The organism is Peptidiphaga gingivicola, from assembly GCF_001652275.1.
In the GTDB taxonomy this organism is placed as follows: domain Bacteria; phylum Actinomycetota; class Actinomycetes; order Actinomycetales; family Actinomycetaceae; genus Peptidiphaga; species Peptidiphaga gingivicola.
Map to the genome: position 1 here is coordinate 1,292,414 of NZ_LVZK01000001.1, position 14,444 is coordinate 1,306,857.

Annotated in this window: 14 protein-coding genes; 8 read left to right on the forward strand and 6 right to left on the reverse strand. The window is 59.2% G+C overall.

Translation table 11 applies throughout. The features are described 5' to 3' along the window. Position 1: 1 nt before the first annotated feature. Together A4H34_RS05395 and A4H34_RS11245 are read left to right on the forward strand one after the other, a co-directional pair. Positions 2-1,324, forward strand: a complete 1,323-nt coding sequence (locus tag A4H34_RS05395; protein ID WP_009199202.1) for a C2 family cysteine protease — start codon at positions 2-4, stop codon at positions 1,322-1,324. A gap of 5 nt (positions 1,325-1,329) precedes the next feature. Then, the gene (locus tag A4H34_RS11245) at positions 1,330-1,917 is read left to right on the forward strand and encodes a hypothetical protein (RefSeq protein ID WP_064231307.1); all 588 of its coding nucleotides are present in this window, start codon (positions 1,330-1,332) and stop codon (positions 1,915-1,917) included. Positions 1,918-2,009: 92 nt separating this feature from the next. Here the strand turns inward: A4H34_RS11245 and A4H34_RS05405 are convergent, their stop codons facing one another. After that, a complete protein-coding gene (locus tag A4H34_RS05405) occupies positions 2,010-2,534 on the reverse strand; it encodes a MarR family winged helix-turn-helix transcriptional regulator (protein ID WP_009199200.1) in 525 nt (174 codons plus the stop codon). 245 nt (positions 2,535-2,779) lie between these two features. Between A4H34_RS05405 and rplM the strand changes: the two genes are divergently transcribed. The 5 genes from rplM to A4H34_RS05430 all read left to right on the forward strand — a co-directional run bounded on the left by rplM (position 2,780) and on the right by A4H34_RS05430 (position 7,164). After that, the gene (gene rplM / locus A4H34_RS05410) at positions 2,780-3,223 is read left to right on the forward strand and encodes a 50S ribosomal protein L13 (protein ID WP_009199199.1); all 444 of its coding nucleotides are present in this window, start codon (positions 2,780-2,782) and stop codon (positions 3,221-3,223) included. A gap of 24 nt (positions 3,224-3,247) precedes the next feature. After that, positions 3,248-3,739 carry a 30S ribosomal protein S9 gene (rpsI, locus tag A4H34_RS05415; protein WP_064231308.1) on the forward strand — a complete coding sequence of 164 codons (492 nt, stop codon included), beginning with the start codon at positions 3,248-3,250 and terminating at the stop codon, positions 3,737-3,739. Positions 3,740-4,210: 471 nt separating this feature from the next. Further along, positions 4,211-5,551 carry a phosphoglucosamine mutase gene (glmM, locus tag A4H34_RS05420; RefSeq protein WP_064231309.1) on the forward strand — a complete coding sequence of 447 codons (1,341 nt, stop codon included), beginning with the start codon at positions 4,211-4,213 and terminating at the stop codon, positions 5,549-5,551. Between the two features lie 696 nt (positions 5,552-6,247). Then, a complete protein-coding gene (locus A4H34_RS05425; RefSeq protein WP_064231310.1) occupies positions 6,248-6,853 on the forward strand; it encodes a hypothetical protein in 606 nt (201 codons plus the stop codon). Next, positions 6,853-7,164 (forward strand): hypothetical protein, encoded by a 312-nt coding sequence (locus A4H34_RS05430; RefSeq protein WP_064231311.1) that lies wholly within the window; start codon positions 6,853-6,855, stop codon positions 7,162-7,164. The genes A4H34_RS05425 and A4H34_RS05430 overlap by 1 nt, the downstream gene beginning before the upstream one ends. 586 nt (positions 7,165-7,750) lie before the next feature. Here A4H34_RS05430 and A4H34_RS10970 read toward each other — a convergent pair. The 4 genes from A4H34_RS10970 to A4H34_RS10985 form a co-directional block, all read right to left on the reverse strand. Next, on the reverse strand, positions 7,751-7,906 hold the full coding sequence (locus tag A4H34_RS10970) for a hypothetical protein (protein WP_156510267.1): 156 nt from the start codon (positions 7,904-7,906) through the stop codon (positions 7,751-7,753). A 747-nt stretch (positions 7,907-8,653) separates the two neighbouring features. Beyond that, entirely contained in the window at positions 8,654-9,361 is a 708-nt protein-coding gene (locus A4H34_RS10975) for a hypothetical protein (RefSeq protein WP_156510268.1), read from the reverse strand. 544 nt (positions 9,362-9,905) lie between these two features. Further along, entirely contained in the window at positions 9,906-10,616 is a 711-nt protein-coding gene (locus A4H34_RS10980) for a hypothetical protein (protein ID WP_156510269.1), read from the reverse strand. 746 nt (positions 10,617-11,362) lie between these two features. After that, a complete protein-coding gene (locus A4H34_RS10985; protein WP_156510270.1) occupies positions 11,363-12,082 on the reverse strand; it encodes a hypothetical protein in 720 nt (239 codons plus the stop codon). 361 nt (positions 12,083-12,443) lie between these two features. Between A4H34_RS10985 and A4H34_RS05440 the strand changes: the two genes are divergently transcribed. Further along, positions 12,444-13,235, forward strand: coding sequence for a DedA family protein (locus A4H34_RS05440; RefSeq protein ID WP_064231313.1), 792 nt, complete (start codon positions 12,444-12,446; stop codon positions 13,233-13,235). A gap of 47 nt (positions 13,236-13,282) precedes the next feature. On the opposite strand, the gene coaA is transcribed toward A4H34_RS05440, so the two are convergent. Continuing rightward, positions 13,283-14,254 carry a type I pantothenate kinase gene (gene coaA, locus A4H34_RS05445; protein ID WP_064231314.1) on the reverse strand — a complete coding sequence of 324 codons (972 nt, stop codon included), beginning with the start codon at positions 14,252-14,254 and terminating at the stop codon, positions 13,283-13,285. Between the last annotated feature and the right edge of the window lie 190 nt (positions 14,255-14,444).

Genomic DNA, 14,444 nt, shown 5'->3' on the forward strand with positions numbered 1-14,444 from the left:
TATGGGAACCTTCAGCAATGCCGTCGGCAAGCTGCAGGGTGATCCTGCGGCCGTATTTTCCCTTTCGCGGAGCTGGAAGGAATACGCGGAAAGAGTGGCCGAAATTCGGGTATCCTGCCTGAACGCGGGATCGCTTGCACCCCAGTGGGCAGGGGAGTCGCGTGACAGTTTCGAACGGGGCGTTCAGACCGAGTCAGACGATCTCTCTACGCTCAGCAACGGAGCAAATGAAGCCGCCGATGCCCTGTCGGTCTACGGATGGGCTCTCGACGGCTACAAGAAGTCCGTGGCGGACCTCAAGGCGAGCAATGATGCGCTCGACGCCGAGTACGAAGGTCTGGATCCGGTTACGAAGTTGGTCAGCTACCCGTTCTTTCAGATGGAAGCGGATAGAAACAAGGCTTCTTTCGATTCGTATGTCGAACAAGCGAAAGGCGCCGCCACGGAATGCGCAGCCCGTTTGCGTGAAGCCCTTCACATAGAGGCCGGCGTTCCCGATGGGAATGGCATCGGGAGAAGGTCGGGCCTTTCGCCCGAGCAGATAGAGGCGATCAACGCCCAAATCGCCTCCGGGAACATGAGCTACGAGGACATTCAGCAGCACGGCATCGGAGACTGCTACTATCTTGCGGCCATCATGGCGCTGACCAAGAGCCCCGAGGGGCGTCAGACCATTCAGGATTCGATCAAGGTGCACTACGGCCCCGACGGGAAGCCCGACGGTTTCATGGTGACGGTTTACGACGATCCCCTTCATCCCGATGCCAAGGCGTCTCGAACGGTCTTCGTCGACGACGTCTATGCCAACGGCGTGACGGGGCCGGACGGCAAGCCGAACTACGCCTCTATTCTCGAATCGGCATACGGACAACAGCATCCCGGAGGCGCCCTCGACTCGGGAAAGGACAACGGCATATCGGGCGGGTGGCCAAATGAAGCCACTCAGGATTTGACGAACAATCCGGCCTCGGACGTAAGTGGGCAAGGGGGATACTCTTCGAATGAAAGAAGGGAGATCATCAATGCCGCGAACAGCTCCAATCCGGTGACTGCGGAGACTGCAAGCGCGCCCCGTGAGAACTTCCCCGACGACGGCAAGGCTGAAGTCGGCGTAACTCTTCCCAACGGCGAGAAAACGAATGTCGTACTCTATGGCGCGCATGCTTATATGGTTGTCGATGCCGACCAAAACGGCGTGACGCTGGCCAATCCGCATGGACACAACAACGATCAAACCGGAAGGGAAGTCGACGGGACCTTCACCATGAGTTGGGAAGACTACGAAAAGTACTACGGCTCCACGACGATCGGGAGCGTCAAATGAGACGGATGATGCAAGCGCTGGCATGCGCCGTTGTGTTCGCCGGACTCGCCGGATGCGGGGGAGGAGCCCCGGATCCGACCGTCTCCGCATCTACGACGCCGCGATCCAATCAGCGGTCGGAGACCCCGACCGCGATCGACACGGCCCCGACGGCAGTCGATACGGCTCCGACCGCGGTTCGCCCGATTCCGGGCGGTCAGCAAACAACGCCTGCGACAGGCGCGCCGACGGCGAGCGCATCGCCGAACTCGACATCCCAGAAAGGGCAGAAAAAAATGTGTGCAGACAGCGAGTACATGGTCACCCTGCATGAAGGCGGCCCCTTCTACCCAGGGGCGCCCAACGGCCCCAGCTATGTGGCAACGGGCATTCGTGTAGAAAACGGAAAAGGGCAGCTGGGCCTGATCGGGGGCGACAGGGCGTCGGGAATCAACAAACACCTCGAAGTGGGGCAATCGGTCACCCACAACGGGGTCGGAACGTTCACACTGCTCGACGTCGCCCCCGGAAGCGGACAGGGCGGCGGGGGATCGGCTCAATTCTGCTTCGGTCCCGCCGAGGGCTTCCAGGTCAACGACTCCGTCAAGGGATGAGCCGGCCCGAGCTGGCAGACATTGAGGGATCGGCCGGGAATGCGCGATTGTGCGGCAGCTGCCCAGTTCGGAATGTTCGATTACGCGTATGTTCAGGCTTGGCGCGGGCTCTCCGATTGCACCGCAGCTTCGGCCTGGCCAGAAGTCTCTGACTGCCGAGGTTTCCCTACAGGCGCGAAAACGTCGCGAGGCTGTTTGGCCTCCATGAGGAGCGCTGAGCGCAGGCGGCGTCGGCGGAGAAAGAAGCGCTCGTCGACCTCTTCGACCTTCGCTATTGCGGCTTGGCCGGCCTCGCGCCCCTTCTCGGTGGTCGCAACGATGAGGGCCCGCTTGTCTCCGGGGGCAGAGGCGCGTTTGACGAAGCCGTCCAATTCGAGGTTTCGGAGCCCCTGGCTCGTGGTCCTGACGTCGAGCCCCGAAAGGTCGGAGATCGCGACTTGGGTGGCAGGGCCGTCCCCGTGGGTTTCGAGCCACCACGTACACGTGAGCAGAACGAATTGGGAATGCGTGAGATTGAGGGAGGCCAATGCTGCGTTTACCTCGCGGCGCCACACCAGCATCGTGCGCCACAGCAGAAGTCCGGGGCTCTTTTCCGGCCCGCCAAAACTGGTTTCCATCACACATCGACGATAGCAGCTTCCGTCGGTTCTGCACTCCCTGTTCCATCGTCTCGCCGACGCGTGCGAGCTCACACTCTGCTTCTTTGACCGGCAAGCATGGGGGGACGTACACTTTTAAGTTGTTGTGCACGCTGCGCGCGATGCCTTCCCACTCGTCGGCCAGCGTCCAACAAAGTTTTTGCAAGACCGTGGGTTCCGCATGCTTCTGTGCGGTCCCAGTATAAGAAACGAAGGCTACGCCCGTGCGCACGTATTCACCGAAGCCCGGCGACGTCGAGCCTAAGTGGTATCTCATCGATGCCGCCGACGTCGTCCTAGGCCGACTGGCAACGCACGTTGCCACCCTGCTCCGTGGGAAGCACAAGCCGACCTACGCCCCGCATTTCGACGGAGGCGATTACGTCATCGTCATCAACGCTGACAAGGTCGCTCTGACCGGTTCGAAGCTCGAGCAGAAATTCGCCTACCACCACTCCGGGTACCCGGGTGGTTTGAGGGCGACCTCTTACACAGAGCTGCTTGCCAAGCACCCTGAGCGCGCCGTCGTCAAGGCGGTTCGCGGGATGCTCCCTAAGAACCGCCTCGGACGCAAGCAGCTTGCCAAGCTCAAGGTTTATGCTGGAACGGAGCATCCACATGCGGGCCAGAAGCCCGAGACCTTCGAGCTCAAGAAGATTGCTCAGTGAGCTTTCAGGAACAGGACGTATTGAATGTCTGAAACGACAGTTGAAGCCGAGGCGCTGAGCGAGGATTTCAGCGGCTCGTACACCACGGAGAGCGAAGCTCCCCGCATCGGTCAGGGCGCATCCCTGACAGCCCCGGGCCAGGCGCTCGGCCGCCGCAAGGAGGCCGTTGCACGCGTCAGGCTCATTCCGGGAAGCGGCGAATGGAAGATCAACGGGCGCAAGCTTGACGATTATTTCCCGAACAAGCTCCATCAGCAGCTCGTTCGCTCGCCGTTCGCCCTCCTCGACCTCGAGGGAAGGTTCGACGTCGTCGCCCGAATCAACGGAGGCGGCGTTTCGGGCCAGGCCGGCGCACTTCGCCTTGGAATTGCCCGCGCCCTCAACGAGATCGACCGTGAGGCCAACCGCCCCGCTCTCAAGAAGGCCGGTTTCCTCACCCGCGATGCCCGAGCCGTCGAGCGCAAGAAGGCCGGCCTGAAGAAGGCGCGCAAGGCCTCGCAGTTCTCTAAGCGTTGATCTGTTTCCGCTGCTGAGGCGTTCTCGACGCCGGGCAGCGGAAAGGAGGGTTGACGGCGCGCAGGCCGTCGGCGCCAAAGGCAATCAGGCGTTTTGTGGGCCCGTCGGAAGAACCGACGGGCCCACAATTGTCATGCCGCCACCGTTTTCCGGGGCGTCTGCGTCACATTGATGTTTTCCAGGGTGCCTGCTTCACACAGCGATTTCCAAGGTGCCTGCCTCAACGCCGGCTGGTGTTGGCCTCCGCAAATGCACGCGAGACGTCTGCCCGGCGCCAATTCGCGCACGGCGTCCTTTGCGACGCCGACTTCCGTGTCGAACCCGGAACAGCGGTATTTATGTGTTTTGTGATTCAGGGCGTTTTGAAGCGTTCCGCCGGCTCACATTGTGGAGGAGTTCGGCTGGCGGGCGCAGCAGTGCCATACTTGGGATCGTCACAACAGCGATCTTTTCTCGAACCGGAGAGGAATCATGGCCCGACTTTTTGGAACTGACGGCGTGCGAGGGCTCGCCAATCGCCAGATTACGGCACAACTGGCACTCGAATTAGGCGAAGCCGCCGCTCGGGCTCTCGCACAAGGCGGAGAGGGGCGCCCCCGGGCGGTTGTCGCCCGAGACACGCGCTTGTCGGGGGCCATGCTCGCGCAGGCCGTCGCGGCAGGCCTGGCCGGCGCCGGCGTCGACGTCGAACAAGTCGATGTGCTGCCCACCCCCGGGCTGGCCTATCTCACAGCCTCCCAGAACATCGACCTCGGCGTGATGATCTCCGCCTCCCACAACCCTATGCCCGACAACGGCATCAAATTCTTTGCGCGCGGCGGGTTCAAGCTCGAAGACTCCATCGAGGACGAGGTCGAAGCCCTCCTCGGCGCCGAATGGGACAGGCCCGTCGGCGAAGGCGTCGGCAGGATCGAATCCGCCGTCGAAATGGCAGACTCGGTTTACATCGAGCACCTCGTCGGGTCGATCGACGTCGAATTGACCGGCCTGCGAATCGTCGTCGACTGCGCGAACGGGGCCACCAGCGCCGTCGCCCCCGAGGCTCTGCGCAGGGCGGGCGCCGACGTCGTCGTCATCAACGCCTCGCCCGACGGACACAACATCAACGACAAATGCGGGTCTACCCACCCCGAACAGCTCCAGTCAGCCGTCGTGGCGTCCAGGGCGGATTTCGGTTTCGCCTTCGACGGCGACGCCGACCGCTGCCTCGCCGTGGACGCCTCGGGCGCGATGGTCGACGGAGATCAGATCATGGGCTTGCTTGCCATTGCGATGAGGGACCGCGGCGAACTTGCGGGGGACACGCTCGTTGTGACGGTGATGTCCAACCTCGGCCTCATCCTCGCCATGCGCAAGGAGGGGATCGCAACGGTTCAAACGGCCGTCGGCGACCGCTACGTCCTCGAGGCCATGCGCGCGGGCGGGTATGTGCTCGGCGGCGAGCAGTCCGGCCACGTCATCAATCTCAACCACGCCACCACCGGAGACGGCACCCTAACCGCGCTGCTCGTGGCCGCCGAGGTTACGAGAACCGGGCGGCCGCTTGCCGACCTCGCGGGGGTGGTCCAGCGCCTCCCGCAGACGCTCGTCAATGTGGCCGACGTCGACAAGAGCCGCACAGAAACGGACGAAGAAGTCGCGGCGGCCGTGAGTTCGGCAGAGCGCGCGCTGGGCGAGACGGGACGGGTGCTGCTCCGCCCCTCCGGCACCGAACCGCTCGTGAGAGTCATGGTTGAAGCCGCAACGCAGGAGGAGGCCGACGCCGTCGCGGCAAACCTCGCAGAGGTCGTGAAGTCGAGGCTCAGCCTCTAAGGAGTCCTTTCCGCGGGATTCTTGTTTATGGGCGCTGCTCCACGGCGCCTCGATCTAAAGAGGATTTGCCGAAGGGCACGCCTGTTCACGCTTGCTCGGAGGGGCCAAGCCAAGCGCTCGGCCCCTCCGGCAGGGCCGAGCCAAGCGCTGCTTCTCCGGCAATTGGTTTCTGCCGGTCTCGGGACTCGGGGCGGCGCATCCGCTGCTAATCGAAATCGGCATGGATTCCTGGCGTCGGATCCGTGCCGCCAGCGGTCGATGCCACACCGGCTTCGGGCATGTAACTCGTTCCCATGATGCCCTTTATCAGTTAGGGCGTAAGTTTAGCCTCTTTGGTGCAGATTCATTGTGTATGGTGAATCGCGTAACCTGCAATTTATGGCGAATGAGTCTGCGCTCGGCCAACACGCGATGTACGCGAATTGATATGTTTGGGACGTTTGCCTCGTTGAGGCGCGAACATGTGGATTGTTTGGGCCGGCTGAGGATAGTGTCGAGTGGATGAGTTTGAAAGAAATTCTTCAGGCAGCTACTTACTTCTTCGTCATTCTAACACGTAACGCCGTGTGTGTGCCGCGCGAAACGGGGGTGTTTGGGGTAGTCTGTAACTGTGGCGGAACGGGATATCCTGTTTTTGCTACTGTATATGCGTAAAACGCAGTTCTTACATATCTAATGCCAAGGGAGGATGATCGCGTGGCCATATTTAGAATGGACAAGGATCAGTTCAGACGTCAAATCGCTGAACTGGAACAAGCCGGCGCCGAGTACGAAGGGGCGAAGGCCTCTCTGAGCTCGGCTGTGGGCAATAGCTGCCAGGATCTGCAGAACACCGGGGCGTGCACGCCCTCTGACGACGACCGCTGGTCGGGGCTCAACGAGCTCCAGCAGTTCAGGGCGCCGGTGCACACCTCGCTGTTCGCGGTGGACAAGGAAATGAAGCAGCTTTCGGAGCTGCAGAAGGCGACGATTGAGGATTTGCGGTCCTCCTTGGACAGCTTCACTTATCGGGACGACGCCGAGCGTGCGGAGTTCGCAGCCGCGCTCGACAGACTCGATCGCCAGTTCACGTACACCCCGCCTCAAGGCATGGGGGCGATCGCGCAGGCTTTGTGGCGGGGGCTTCGCTCGTTTCCCCTATCCACGGGAGGCCAGTCGACTTCCCAATCTGCGGGAGGGCAGTCGACGATTTCTCAAGCGCTTGAGACCGGATTGTCCGGCGCTGGCTTGGGGCCGTCTCAATCGGGGGCTGGGAACTCCGGATCCTCGCAAAGCGCGACGGGCTCGGGAGGCGGTAAGTGATGGCAACCCCTAATGCTGATCGCCTGAAGATCATCGAAGTCTGGAAGACCGACCCTATCGAGCAGGCCAACGACGACCTCAGGGACGTCTCTGCCCGGATGCGCCGGGTCGCCGAGATCAATCGGCGCGTGGCGGCCGACTTGGGCCTGGAAGGCGAAACCGCGCAGGCGGCTTCTGCCCGCCTGGACGGCCTGCGAGCTCCCTCGAAAGCCGCGCCCAGAAGGTCGATAAACTCGCGGAGATCCAAGGCAAGGCCGTCGAGAGCGGAAGAAAGGCTCAGACCGGCAGCCAAGAGATCCAGTCAAAGCTAAAGGGCATTGATAATGCAATTGAACTGCTGGGCGGCGCGGGGAAGACTGACCCTATCGGCTCAATGATTCATGCAAAAGCTCAAACGGAAGTCGATGCTGCGCGCGCTGAGATCGATCGGCAGGCAAAGAAGGTCCTGCATGTTCTCGGTGCTGAGGCGCACGCGTTGATCGGCTCCATTCCCGACCAGCCTGAATCCGTGCCCTCGTCAGGGCATGATGGTACGTATCCTGACTCACCTAAAGCCGGACGCAGGATTGGGGGTGGTAGCGAGCAAACCGGTTCTCCCGGCGGTGCCTCCGCTGCTTATCAAGGGCCGACGCGGTCGGCTACCGAATGGCACACTCCGGAAAATGTCGTGGCTGGCAGCTCTGGGGGCTCCGTCGGCGGCGGTTATGACCCCGGAGGCGGCGCCTCGAGCGGAGTGTCCTTGCAGGGGTCGCATTATGCTCCTGGACAAGTCGGTGCGTTTGCGCCGGGAGGTTCGCGTACCTTGAATCCAACGACGGCACCGCCAGCGGTGTTCAGTCCTTTGGCCACGGCCGCCGCTATCGGCGGAGGAACGGCTGTGGTTGGGTATAAGGCCTATCAGGCTGTGCGCGCCGCGCGTGCGGCGGCGACCCCCTCCTCGGCAGCCTTGCCCACACGGTCGGGGGTCACAGTGCGAGCGACCATGCCGAGTTCGTCGGGTATCCTGCGTGGGGCGACAACCGCGGTTCGGGCGACGTCCTCTGAAGCCGGCACCCGCACTATGCCGGCTCGCGGCGGGGCAACCGGTATAGCAAGACCCGTCTCGGCTTCTTCGGCCCGTTCTACCGGCATTGTGCGTGGGGCGACGACGGCGGTTCGGGCGTCGAGCCCAGCCTCGTCTTCTCGAGGATCGGGCATCCTCCGGGGCACAACAACTGCGGCTCGAACCCCGACTTCGTCGCTGGCCTCGGCGGGAAAAGCAGGATCCTACGGCACTCGTACCACCGCCGGCGGCACCTCGGATCGAGCTGCCCAGTCCTCGACTAGGGCAACAGGGTCAAGCGCTTCTCGCGGGGCCGGTGCGGCCAACCGAACTGCAATGGCAGGCCGTAGAGCAAGCTCTTCCGCAACGCGGAGCGGGGCCTCCCGTCTCAGTCCCGGTCGGTCCATTGAGCGATCATCCGCCGAAAGTCGCTCGTCGTCTTCTTCGCGTGTTCTATCTGGCTTGACTGGGCGCGGGGAGGCAAACCGCGCAAAAGACAAGGAGAGGAAGCGGAGACGGGAAAAGCCGGTCAAACCTAAGTCGGTTTCTCCCTACGAAACCGACAAGAGGATTACCTTCCTCGAGGCGGGGTGCCGTAAAGAAAGCGACTAGAGCCCGGTTCGGAAAGGAATGGCAACGCGGGCGGGGGTCGACGAGGAAACAGAGTTCCTCGTCGACCCCCGCCCGTGAAATGTAGTGATTTCATCTTTGTCGCTGGGATCGGAGCGAGGAGGATCGAGTCGCTCGCAGACGGACAATTACACGTTTCTTTTCGGGAATCGGCGTCGTTTGCTAGCTGCGACTGCAGCGATGCCAACTATCGCAACCGCAGAGCCAACGCCAATAACTAACCAAACCCATAAGGGGAGCCCATTTTTCTGTGTTGATGGTGCCAAGCTTGTTTCCTTGGCTGAAAAACTAGGCGATACGTTGGGGGAAGTCGCGGAATCTCCCTTTTCTGATGTAATTGAAATGCCTTCTTTTATATAGCTAAATCCTTTGACAGTTACTTTGTTTCCATTTATCGTTCCCATATTGGTTTTTATGACTTTGCCTGGCATAATAACCGTAATTGTGAGCTTTATGTAGTCGCCTTCCGCGACTTCTAGCGTTGATGGAGGGAAAATAAGCGAGTACGTATTCCGCCCGGTTTCGACTCTAACATCGTCATATAACGGTTTGTTTAATTCAGCTTTACACGTCAGATGTCCTCCGGGCGGAGTGATATCCTCCATCGTCGCCTCTGCGAATCTGCCTACCAGGGCTGCGCGATTCTTGAGGTTATCACATTTCCTATTCAGGCTTGTCAATGTATCGTCAGTGTCTTCAAAAACCATAGCGGTCTTCACGCTTCCGTCGGTGTGAACTTCAACAGTCGCGTCTATACGGCATGCAGTGAGGACAAACGCGACTGCGGCTACCGCCAACGCAAGAAACCGAGATTGCCTTCTTTTATAAGTGGCCATGACAGATCTCCCCGTACTTCTCGGAAAGTTGCAAATGCCTAAAGGCCCGACAAGATAAGGATAATCGCTGCATTGCTATTTGTCGGAGTTGACCGTTGCGTGGAATCGGCGCGCTCGCTTCAGCTTTACAGGGTTCCGGAAACATCGTGTGCATACGATGATCAACTCCTAGGTTGATTCGTTCCCGCCATTAGAATTGCGCAGAAAGCGCTGAGGCAGACACCGAGACTCGCTTCGGATTCGAAGCTAGTTGCTCGGCAGCGGAGGAAGGCAATTGCGTCCAGACACGCAACATCTGGGTGCGCCTACTGATTGCCGTTGCGGGTGAAAGAGGGTCTTTCACATTCTGGTTTATGGGTTCTTGAAGATTAGCCCCCTTCTTCCCGCGTCCAATCGTCACAGCGAGAACAGCACTCATAGCCTCCTTCGCGGGGAGCCACCACGGACTAGTGGGTTTAACTCGAAACGGCATCTGTTGAAGCTCTTAAGTTGCCGGCTTTAAAGACCAATGAGTAAGTTATTCGGTGCTTTGATCTTCGGGTTGCTAATTACTATGTGGGTGACGTTTCTTGCGCCTCGCAAGTAAAGCGATAACAGCGCTCGCTGCAGCGACGGCTGCTCCAATGGCGCCCCATCCCCACACGGGGAATCCGTCATTGTCGTCTTTCGAAGTCGCAGTATTCGATTTCTTACCAGAGGTGGCAGTAGGCGCGGGAAAGGGCGATGCACTTCCCTTTTTCTCGGAAGTGATAGAAATGCCTGTAGAGAGATAGTCAAAGTTATTGATAATTACTTTATTGCCCTCAATTTTTCCTATGTTTGTTTTAGTTACTTTAGAGGGCATTTGAATCGTTAACTTTATCCTTATTCCTTCGTATGTTTCTGTAGCTTCCATCGGCGATTTAGGTACCGTAAAGGTGTAATGGTCACCGTTGTCAACTAGTTTATCTCGCATCTCCAAAGGCTTGTCTGATGTGAGCTTACATGTGAGGGGGCCTCCGGAAGTGGTGATGTCTTCTATTTTAGCGTCTTGCGCAAACCTCATGACTCCGGGGAGGACTTTTTTTAGATTCTCGCACGTTCTGCCAACTGAGGCCATCTGCCCGTTGTCGTCTTCGAAAATGAGGACTTCTTTGGTCTTGCCGTTAGCATGCACCTCTATGGTCGCCTCCGTGCGGCATCCCATGAGAATGAAAGCTGATAGAGCCAAGAAAGCATAGAGAACATTTGACTTTTTCTTTGAAGGGGTGGTCATGTTGAGTCTCCCTGTGCTCTCTCGCGAAACGGCAATCGCCTAAAACGTCCGGACAAGATCAGGATAGTCTTTCAAGCTTCCACTCTGCTCGATCCGAGCGCCAAGCGGTATCCACTTAACGGCTACGGTTTCGAGCACGAAGAGCGGGCGCTTCTTGCTGTTTCCCAAGTGCGCGAACTGTATTGGTGCTGCTTTATGTTACTTCATTTTGTTTGTCGTGACCGCGAGGTGAGCGTAAGCAGGGGCGGAGCAAATCGGAATTCTGCTGCAGCGCTGCTCAGAGCGTACGGTGTGCCTGTTTCCACCGCGGCTTCTGTCGAAGTGCCTAGACAGCTTGATTTGGATGAGTCAACGAGACTCCGGCCCGCGCGTCAGTTCAGGAAGCTGTTAGTGGCTCTGAAAGTGGCATTTCTTCCGCCGTACCAGTAAAACGATAGCAACACTCATGGCAGCGCTGGCTGCGTCAATGACACCCTATCCCCATCTCCGGTATCCATCAATGTCGCTCTTGGAAGCTTCGGCCCTTGTTTTTCTTCCTGAAACACTGGAAGATGAAGAGTTTTGGAGTGGTTTTTCATCGATATGACGGAAACGCCGTCTCTCCAGTATTCAAAACCATTTTATTACCATCGATTTCCCTATTCGTCCTCAAAGACGAATACTATTTTGACGCTGCCATCCGCGCGCAGATCGATGGTCCCGTCGATGCGGCATGCAGTAAGAATCATTGTCAGCGCCGCAACGGTTCAAGGTGCAGAAGGCAATTGGCGCCTCCGTCTGACTGCTGCAGCAGTGACGCCAGCTATCGTGGCTAGTGAGCCGACTCCAATAAGCGCCCAAGCCCAAGGGGGAACTCCGCCGCTTTCCGCAGCTGACGCCGAGCTCGTTTCCTTTTCTGAAGAGGCAGCCTTTGCAGTGGGCGATAAGGTACCGCCCGTAACGCCGCTCTTCTTTTCTGACGTAACGGAAAGACCTGTGCCAAGAAAATCGAGCCCTTCAAGTACGACTTTATTGCCTTCTACCCTTCCTGCGCTCGACTTTAGAATCTTTCCTGGCATTGAAATCACTGTTGTGGTTTTAAGTAGACCCGTTGGTTGTTTTCCAGCTTTCGAAGGCAACAGATTGAATATATAAACATCTTTATTTTCTATAAATTCACTCTCTTTGTCCAAACGAGCATACGAGGTCGATCGACATTTTAGATGACCTTCTGGTCGCGTAATGTCTTCTATCTTCGCATCCTTCACAAACTTTCCGCCCTTTGGGAGATAGTTCACAAGATTAGTGCAATCTCTATGAATTCGTCTCATCATGTCGTCACTGTCTTCGAAGATGATGACTGTCTTCGTTTCACCTGTAGATCGTATTTCCGCAGTCGCTTCGATGTGACATGCAGCGAGGGCAAGCACGATTGTAGTTCTCACCAACGCAAGAATACGGGACTTCTTCCTTGGGGTGCTGGTCATGTTGAGTCTCCCTGTGTCCTCGAGAAACGGCAATCGCCTATAACGGCCGGACAAGATCAGGATAGTCTTTCAAGCTCCCACTCTGCTCGATCCGACCGTCAACCGGAATTCACTTAGACAGCTACAGTTTTTCAGCAGGGTGCGTACAGTTTTCCAGCAGGGGTGCCGGCGCGGCTGCGCATCGACCGTGTTCACGCCAAGTCGCTTACGAGATGTGAAACCCGTGACGTTCGGGACGGTTTACCGGCGGTCAGCAGCGGCTGGGGCGCTTCTTTGGGGAGAATTGCTCTCTTGCCCCTTCATTGCCGGGTGTTAAGGTTGTCCAGCGTATCGCAGCGATTTCACCGGCGGAAAGGACAACGTGGATCTGTTTCACTCCATCGAGAGCTGGGTCTTGGATTTTGGGCCCTCACTGTGGACCCTGTTCTTTCTGTTCGTCTTTTGCGTGATCGACGGCTTCCTCCCGATTCTCCCGTCGGAAACCCTGATCATTGCGCTGGGGGCACTCATCGTTCAGAGCAACGGACCCAACGTTTACCTGCTCATCCTCACCGGAGCGCTCGGAGCGATCTTCGGCGATCAGCTCGCGTTCGGCATCGGACACAGATACAACGTGGAGCGCATTCGCTTTTTGCGCGAAGGGAAGGGGCAAGTCGCCGTTCGCTTCGCCCAGAAGGGCCTTGCGAGGCGGGGCCCCCTCTACATCATCGCGGCCCGCTTCATCCCGATCGGCAGGGTCGCGGTCAATCTCATCGCCGGAGCAACCGGATACCCCCGCCACAAGTTCATCCCCCTGACGCTGCTGTCCGGGCCGATTTGGTCTACCTACTCTGCGCTGATCGGCATCGTCTCCGGGCATGTCTTCAACGGCCATCCCATTCTGTCCATGCTCGTGGGCGTGAGCGGCGGAATCGCCTTGGGCGCCGTCATCAACATCGTCATCGAGAGGACGACGTCGGGGCCCTCGACTCCCGAAGAAGTCTTCGGCGATGCGGCCCGAGCGCCGGACGACGTGCAGGACGACGGGTCAAAAGGCGACGGCACGAAAGCCCGTGACGTCCAAAGCAGCGACGCCCAAAGCGGCGACGCCCGAGACGAAGCCAGCGACGCCCGAGATGAAAAAGACGAAGCGGAAAGCGCCGAAATGAAATAGGCCGCGCCGGTCAAGCAAACCGCTCCGGTCGAAGCGGACCGCGCCGGTCACAATTTTCTGATGATGACGTTTTCAATCAGATGGTTCGCGCCCTTGCGCAAGACGATGTGGGCTCGCGAGCGCGTCGGCGCGATGTTCTCCAGGAGGTTCGGCAGATTGATTGTGCGCCAGATGTATTCGCCGCGTTCGCGCAGCTCTTCCTCGCTCATCGTCGCGAATTGCTGAAAGTAAGACTCGGGCTGATTGAAGGCCACCTCGCGGAGCTTGAAAAGCCTCTCGATATACCACTGTTCGATGTGCGTGGCTTCGGCGTCGACGTAGATTGAGACGTCGAAGAAATCCGAAACGGCTTGCAGGTCGCGCCCGCTTCCGTCGGTTTTGGCCGGTTGGAGCACGTTGAGGCCCTCGATGATGAGGATGTCCGGCCGGTTGACCTCGATCGAGGCGCCGGGGACGATGTCGTAGATGATGTGGTCGTACACGGGGGCGCGCACGGCGCTCCGCCCTGCCTTCACGGCTTTGAGGAAATCGACGAGGGCCTGGCGGTTGTATGACTCGGGGAATCCCTTGCGCTCCATGAGGCCGCGTTCTTCCAATACCGCATTGGGGTAGAGGAATCCGTCGGTCGTCACCAATTCGACGCGCGGGGTTGCCGGCCAGCGCCGCAGCAGCTCGCGCAGCAGGCGCGCCGTCGTCGATTTCCCGACCGCCACCGATCCCGCGATTCCGATGACGAAAGGCGTGCGCTCCTCGCGCAGACCGAGGAAATGCGACGTCTTTCTGTGGAGCGCGCCGACCTCGGCCGTGTACATCTGCAGCAGGGCCGACAGCGGGCGGTAGATGGCGTCGGCCTGATCGAGGTCGATGGGGTCGCCCAGGGCGGAAAGGCGGCGGATGTCCGACTGCGTCAGCGGAAGGGGAGTCGATTGCGCTAGCCTGGCCCACTCTTCGTAGGAGAAGTCGATCACGTGGGAGGCGGGCGGTGTGGCGCTCGGCCCGATGTGCGCGGGGGCGATCATGGATTCAATTGTAACGGCGTTTTTCGCTGCCTCCGCGCACACGTCGTACCTTCTGAAGCGCGAAGCGAGGTATGCCGAATGGGAGGCTCGCGCGAGGGTGCTTGGTTGGGTTGAGCCGCTTTGGGGCCGCCGACGACGTCCCGGAGGGCGGCAAGCGAATGGGCGGGCGACTTGCACGAGGGGGCGGGCG

Bases quoted from the DNA above. Each gene is read 5' to 3' on its own strand.
- A4H34_RS10975 (WP_156510268.1), bottom strand. From the start codon at position 9,361: ATGGCCACTTATAAAAGAAGGCAATCTCGGTTTCTTGCGTTGGCGGTA.
- A4H34_RS05395 (WP_009199202.1), top strand. From the start codon at position 2: ATGGGAACCTTCAGCAATGCCGTCGGCAAGCTGCAGGGTGATCCTGCG.
- A4H34_RS11245 (WP_064231307.1), top strand. From the start codon at position 1,330: ATGATGCAAGCGCTGGCATGCGCCGTTGTGTTCGCCGGACTCGCCGGA.
- A4H34_RS10985 (WP_156510270.1), bottom strand. From the start codon at position 12,082: ATGACCAGCACCCCAAGGAAGAAGTCCCGTATTCTTGCGTTGGTGAGA.
- A4H34_RS05405 (WP_009199200.1), bottom strand. From the start codon at position 2,534: ATGGAAACCAGTTTTGGCGGGCCGGAAAAGAGCCCCGGACTTCTGCTG.
- glmM (WP_064231309.1), top strand. From the start codon at position 4,211: ATGGCCCGACTTTTTGGAACTGACGGCGTGCGAGGGCTCGCCAATCGC.
- A4H34_RS10980 (WP_156510269.1), bottom strand. From the start codon at position 10,616: ATGACCACCCCTTCAAAGAAAAAGTCAAATGTTCTCTATGCTTTCTTG.
- A4H34_RS05430 (WP_064231311.1), top strand. From the start codon at position 6,853: ATGGCAACCCCTAATGCTGATCGCCTGAAGATCATCGAAGTCTGGAAG.
- coaA (WP_064231314.1), bottom strand. From the start codon at position 14,254: ATGATCGCCCCCGCGCACATCGGGCCGAGCGCCACACCGCCCGCCTCC.
- rpsI (WP_064231308.1), top strand. From the start codon at position 3,248: ATGTCTGAAACGACAGTTGAAGCCGAGGCGCTGAGCGAGGATTTCAGC.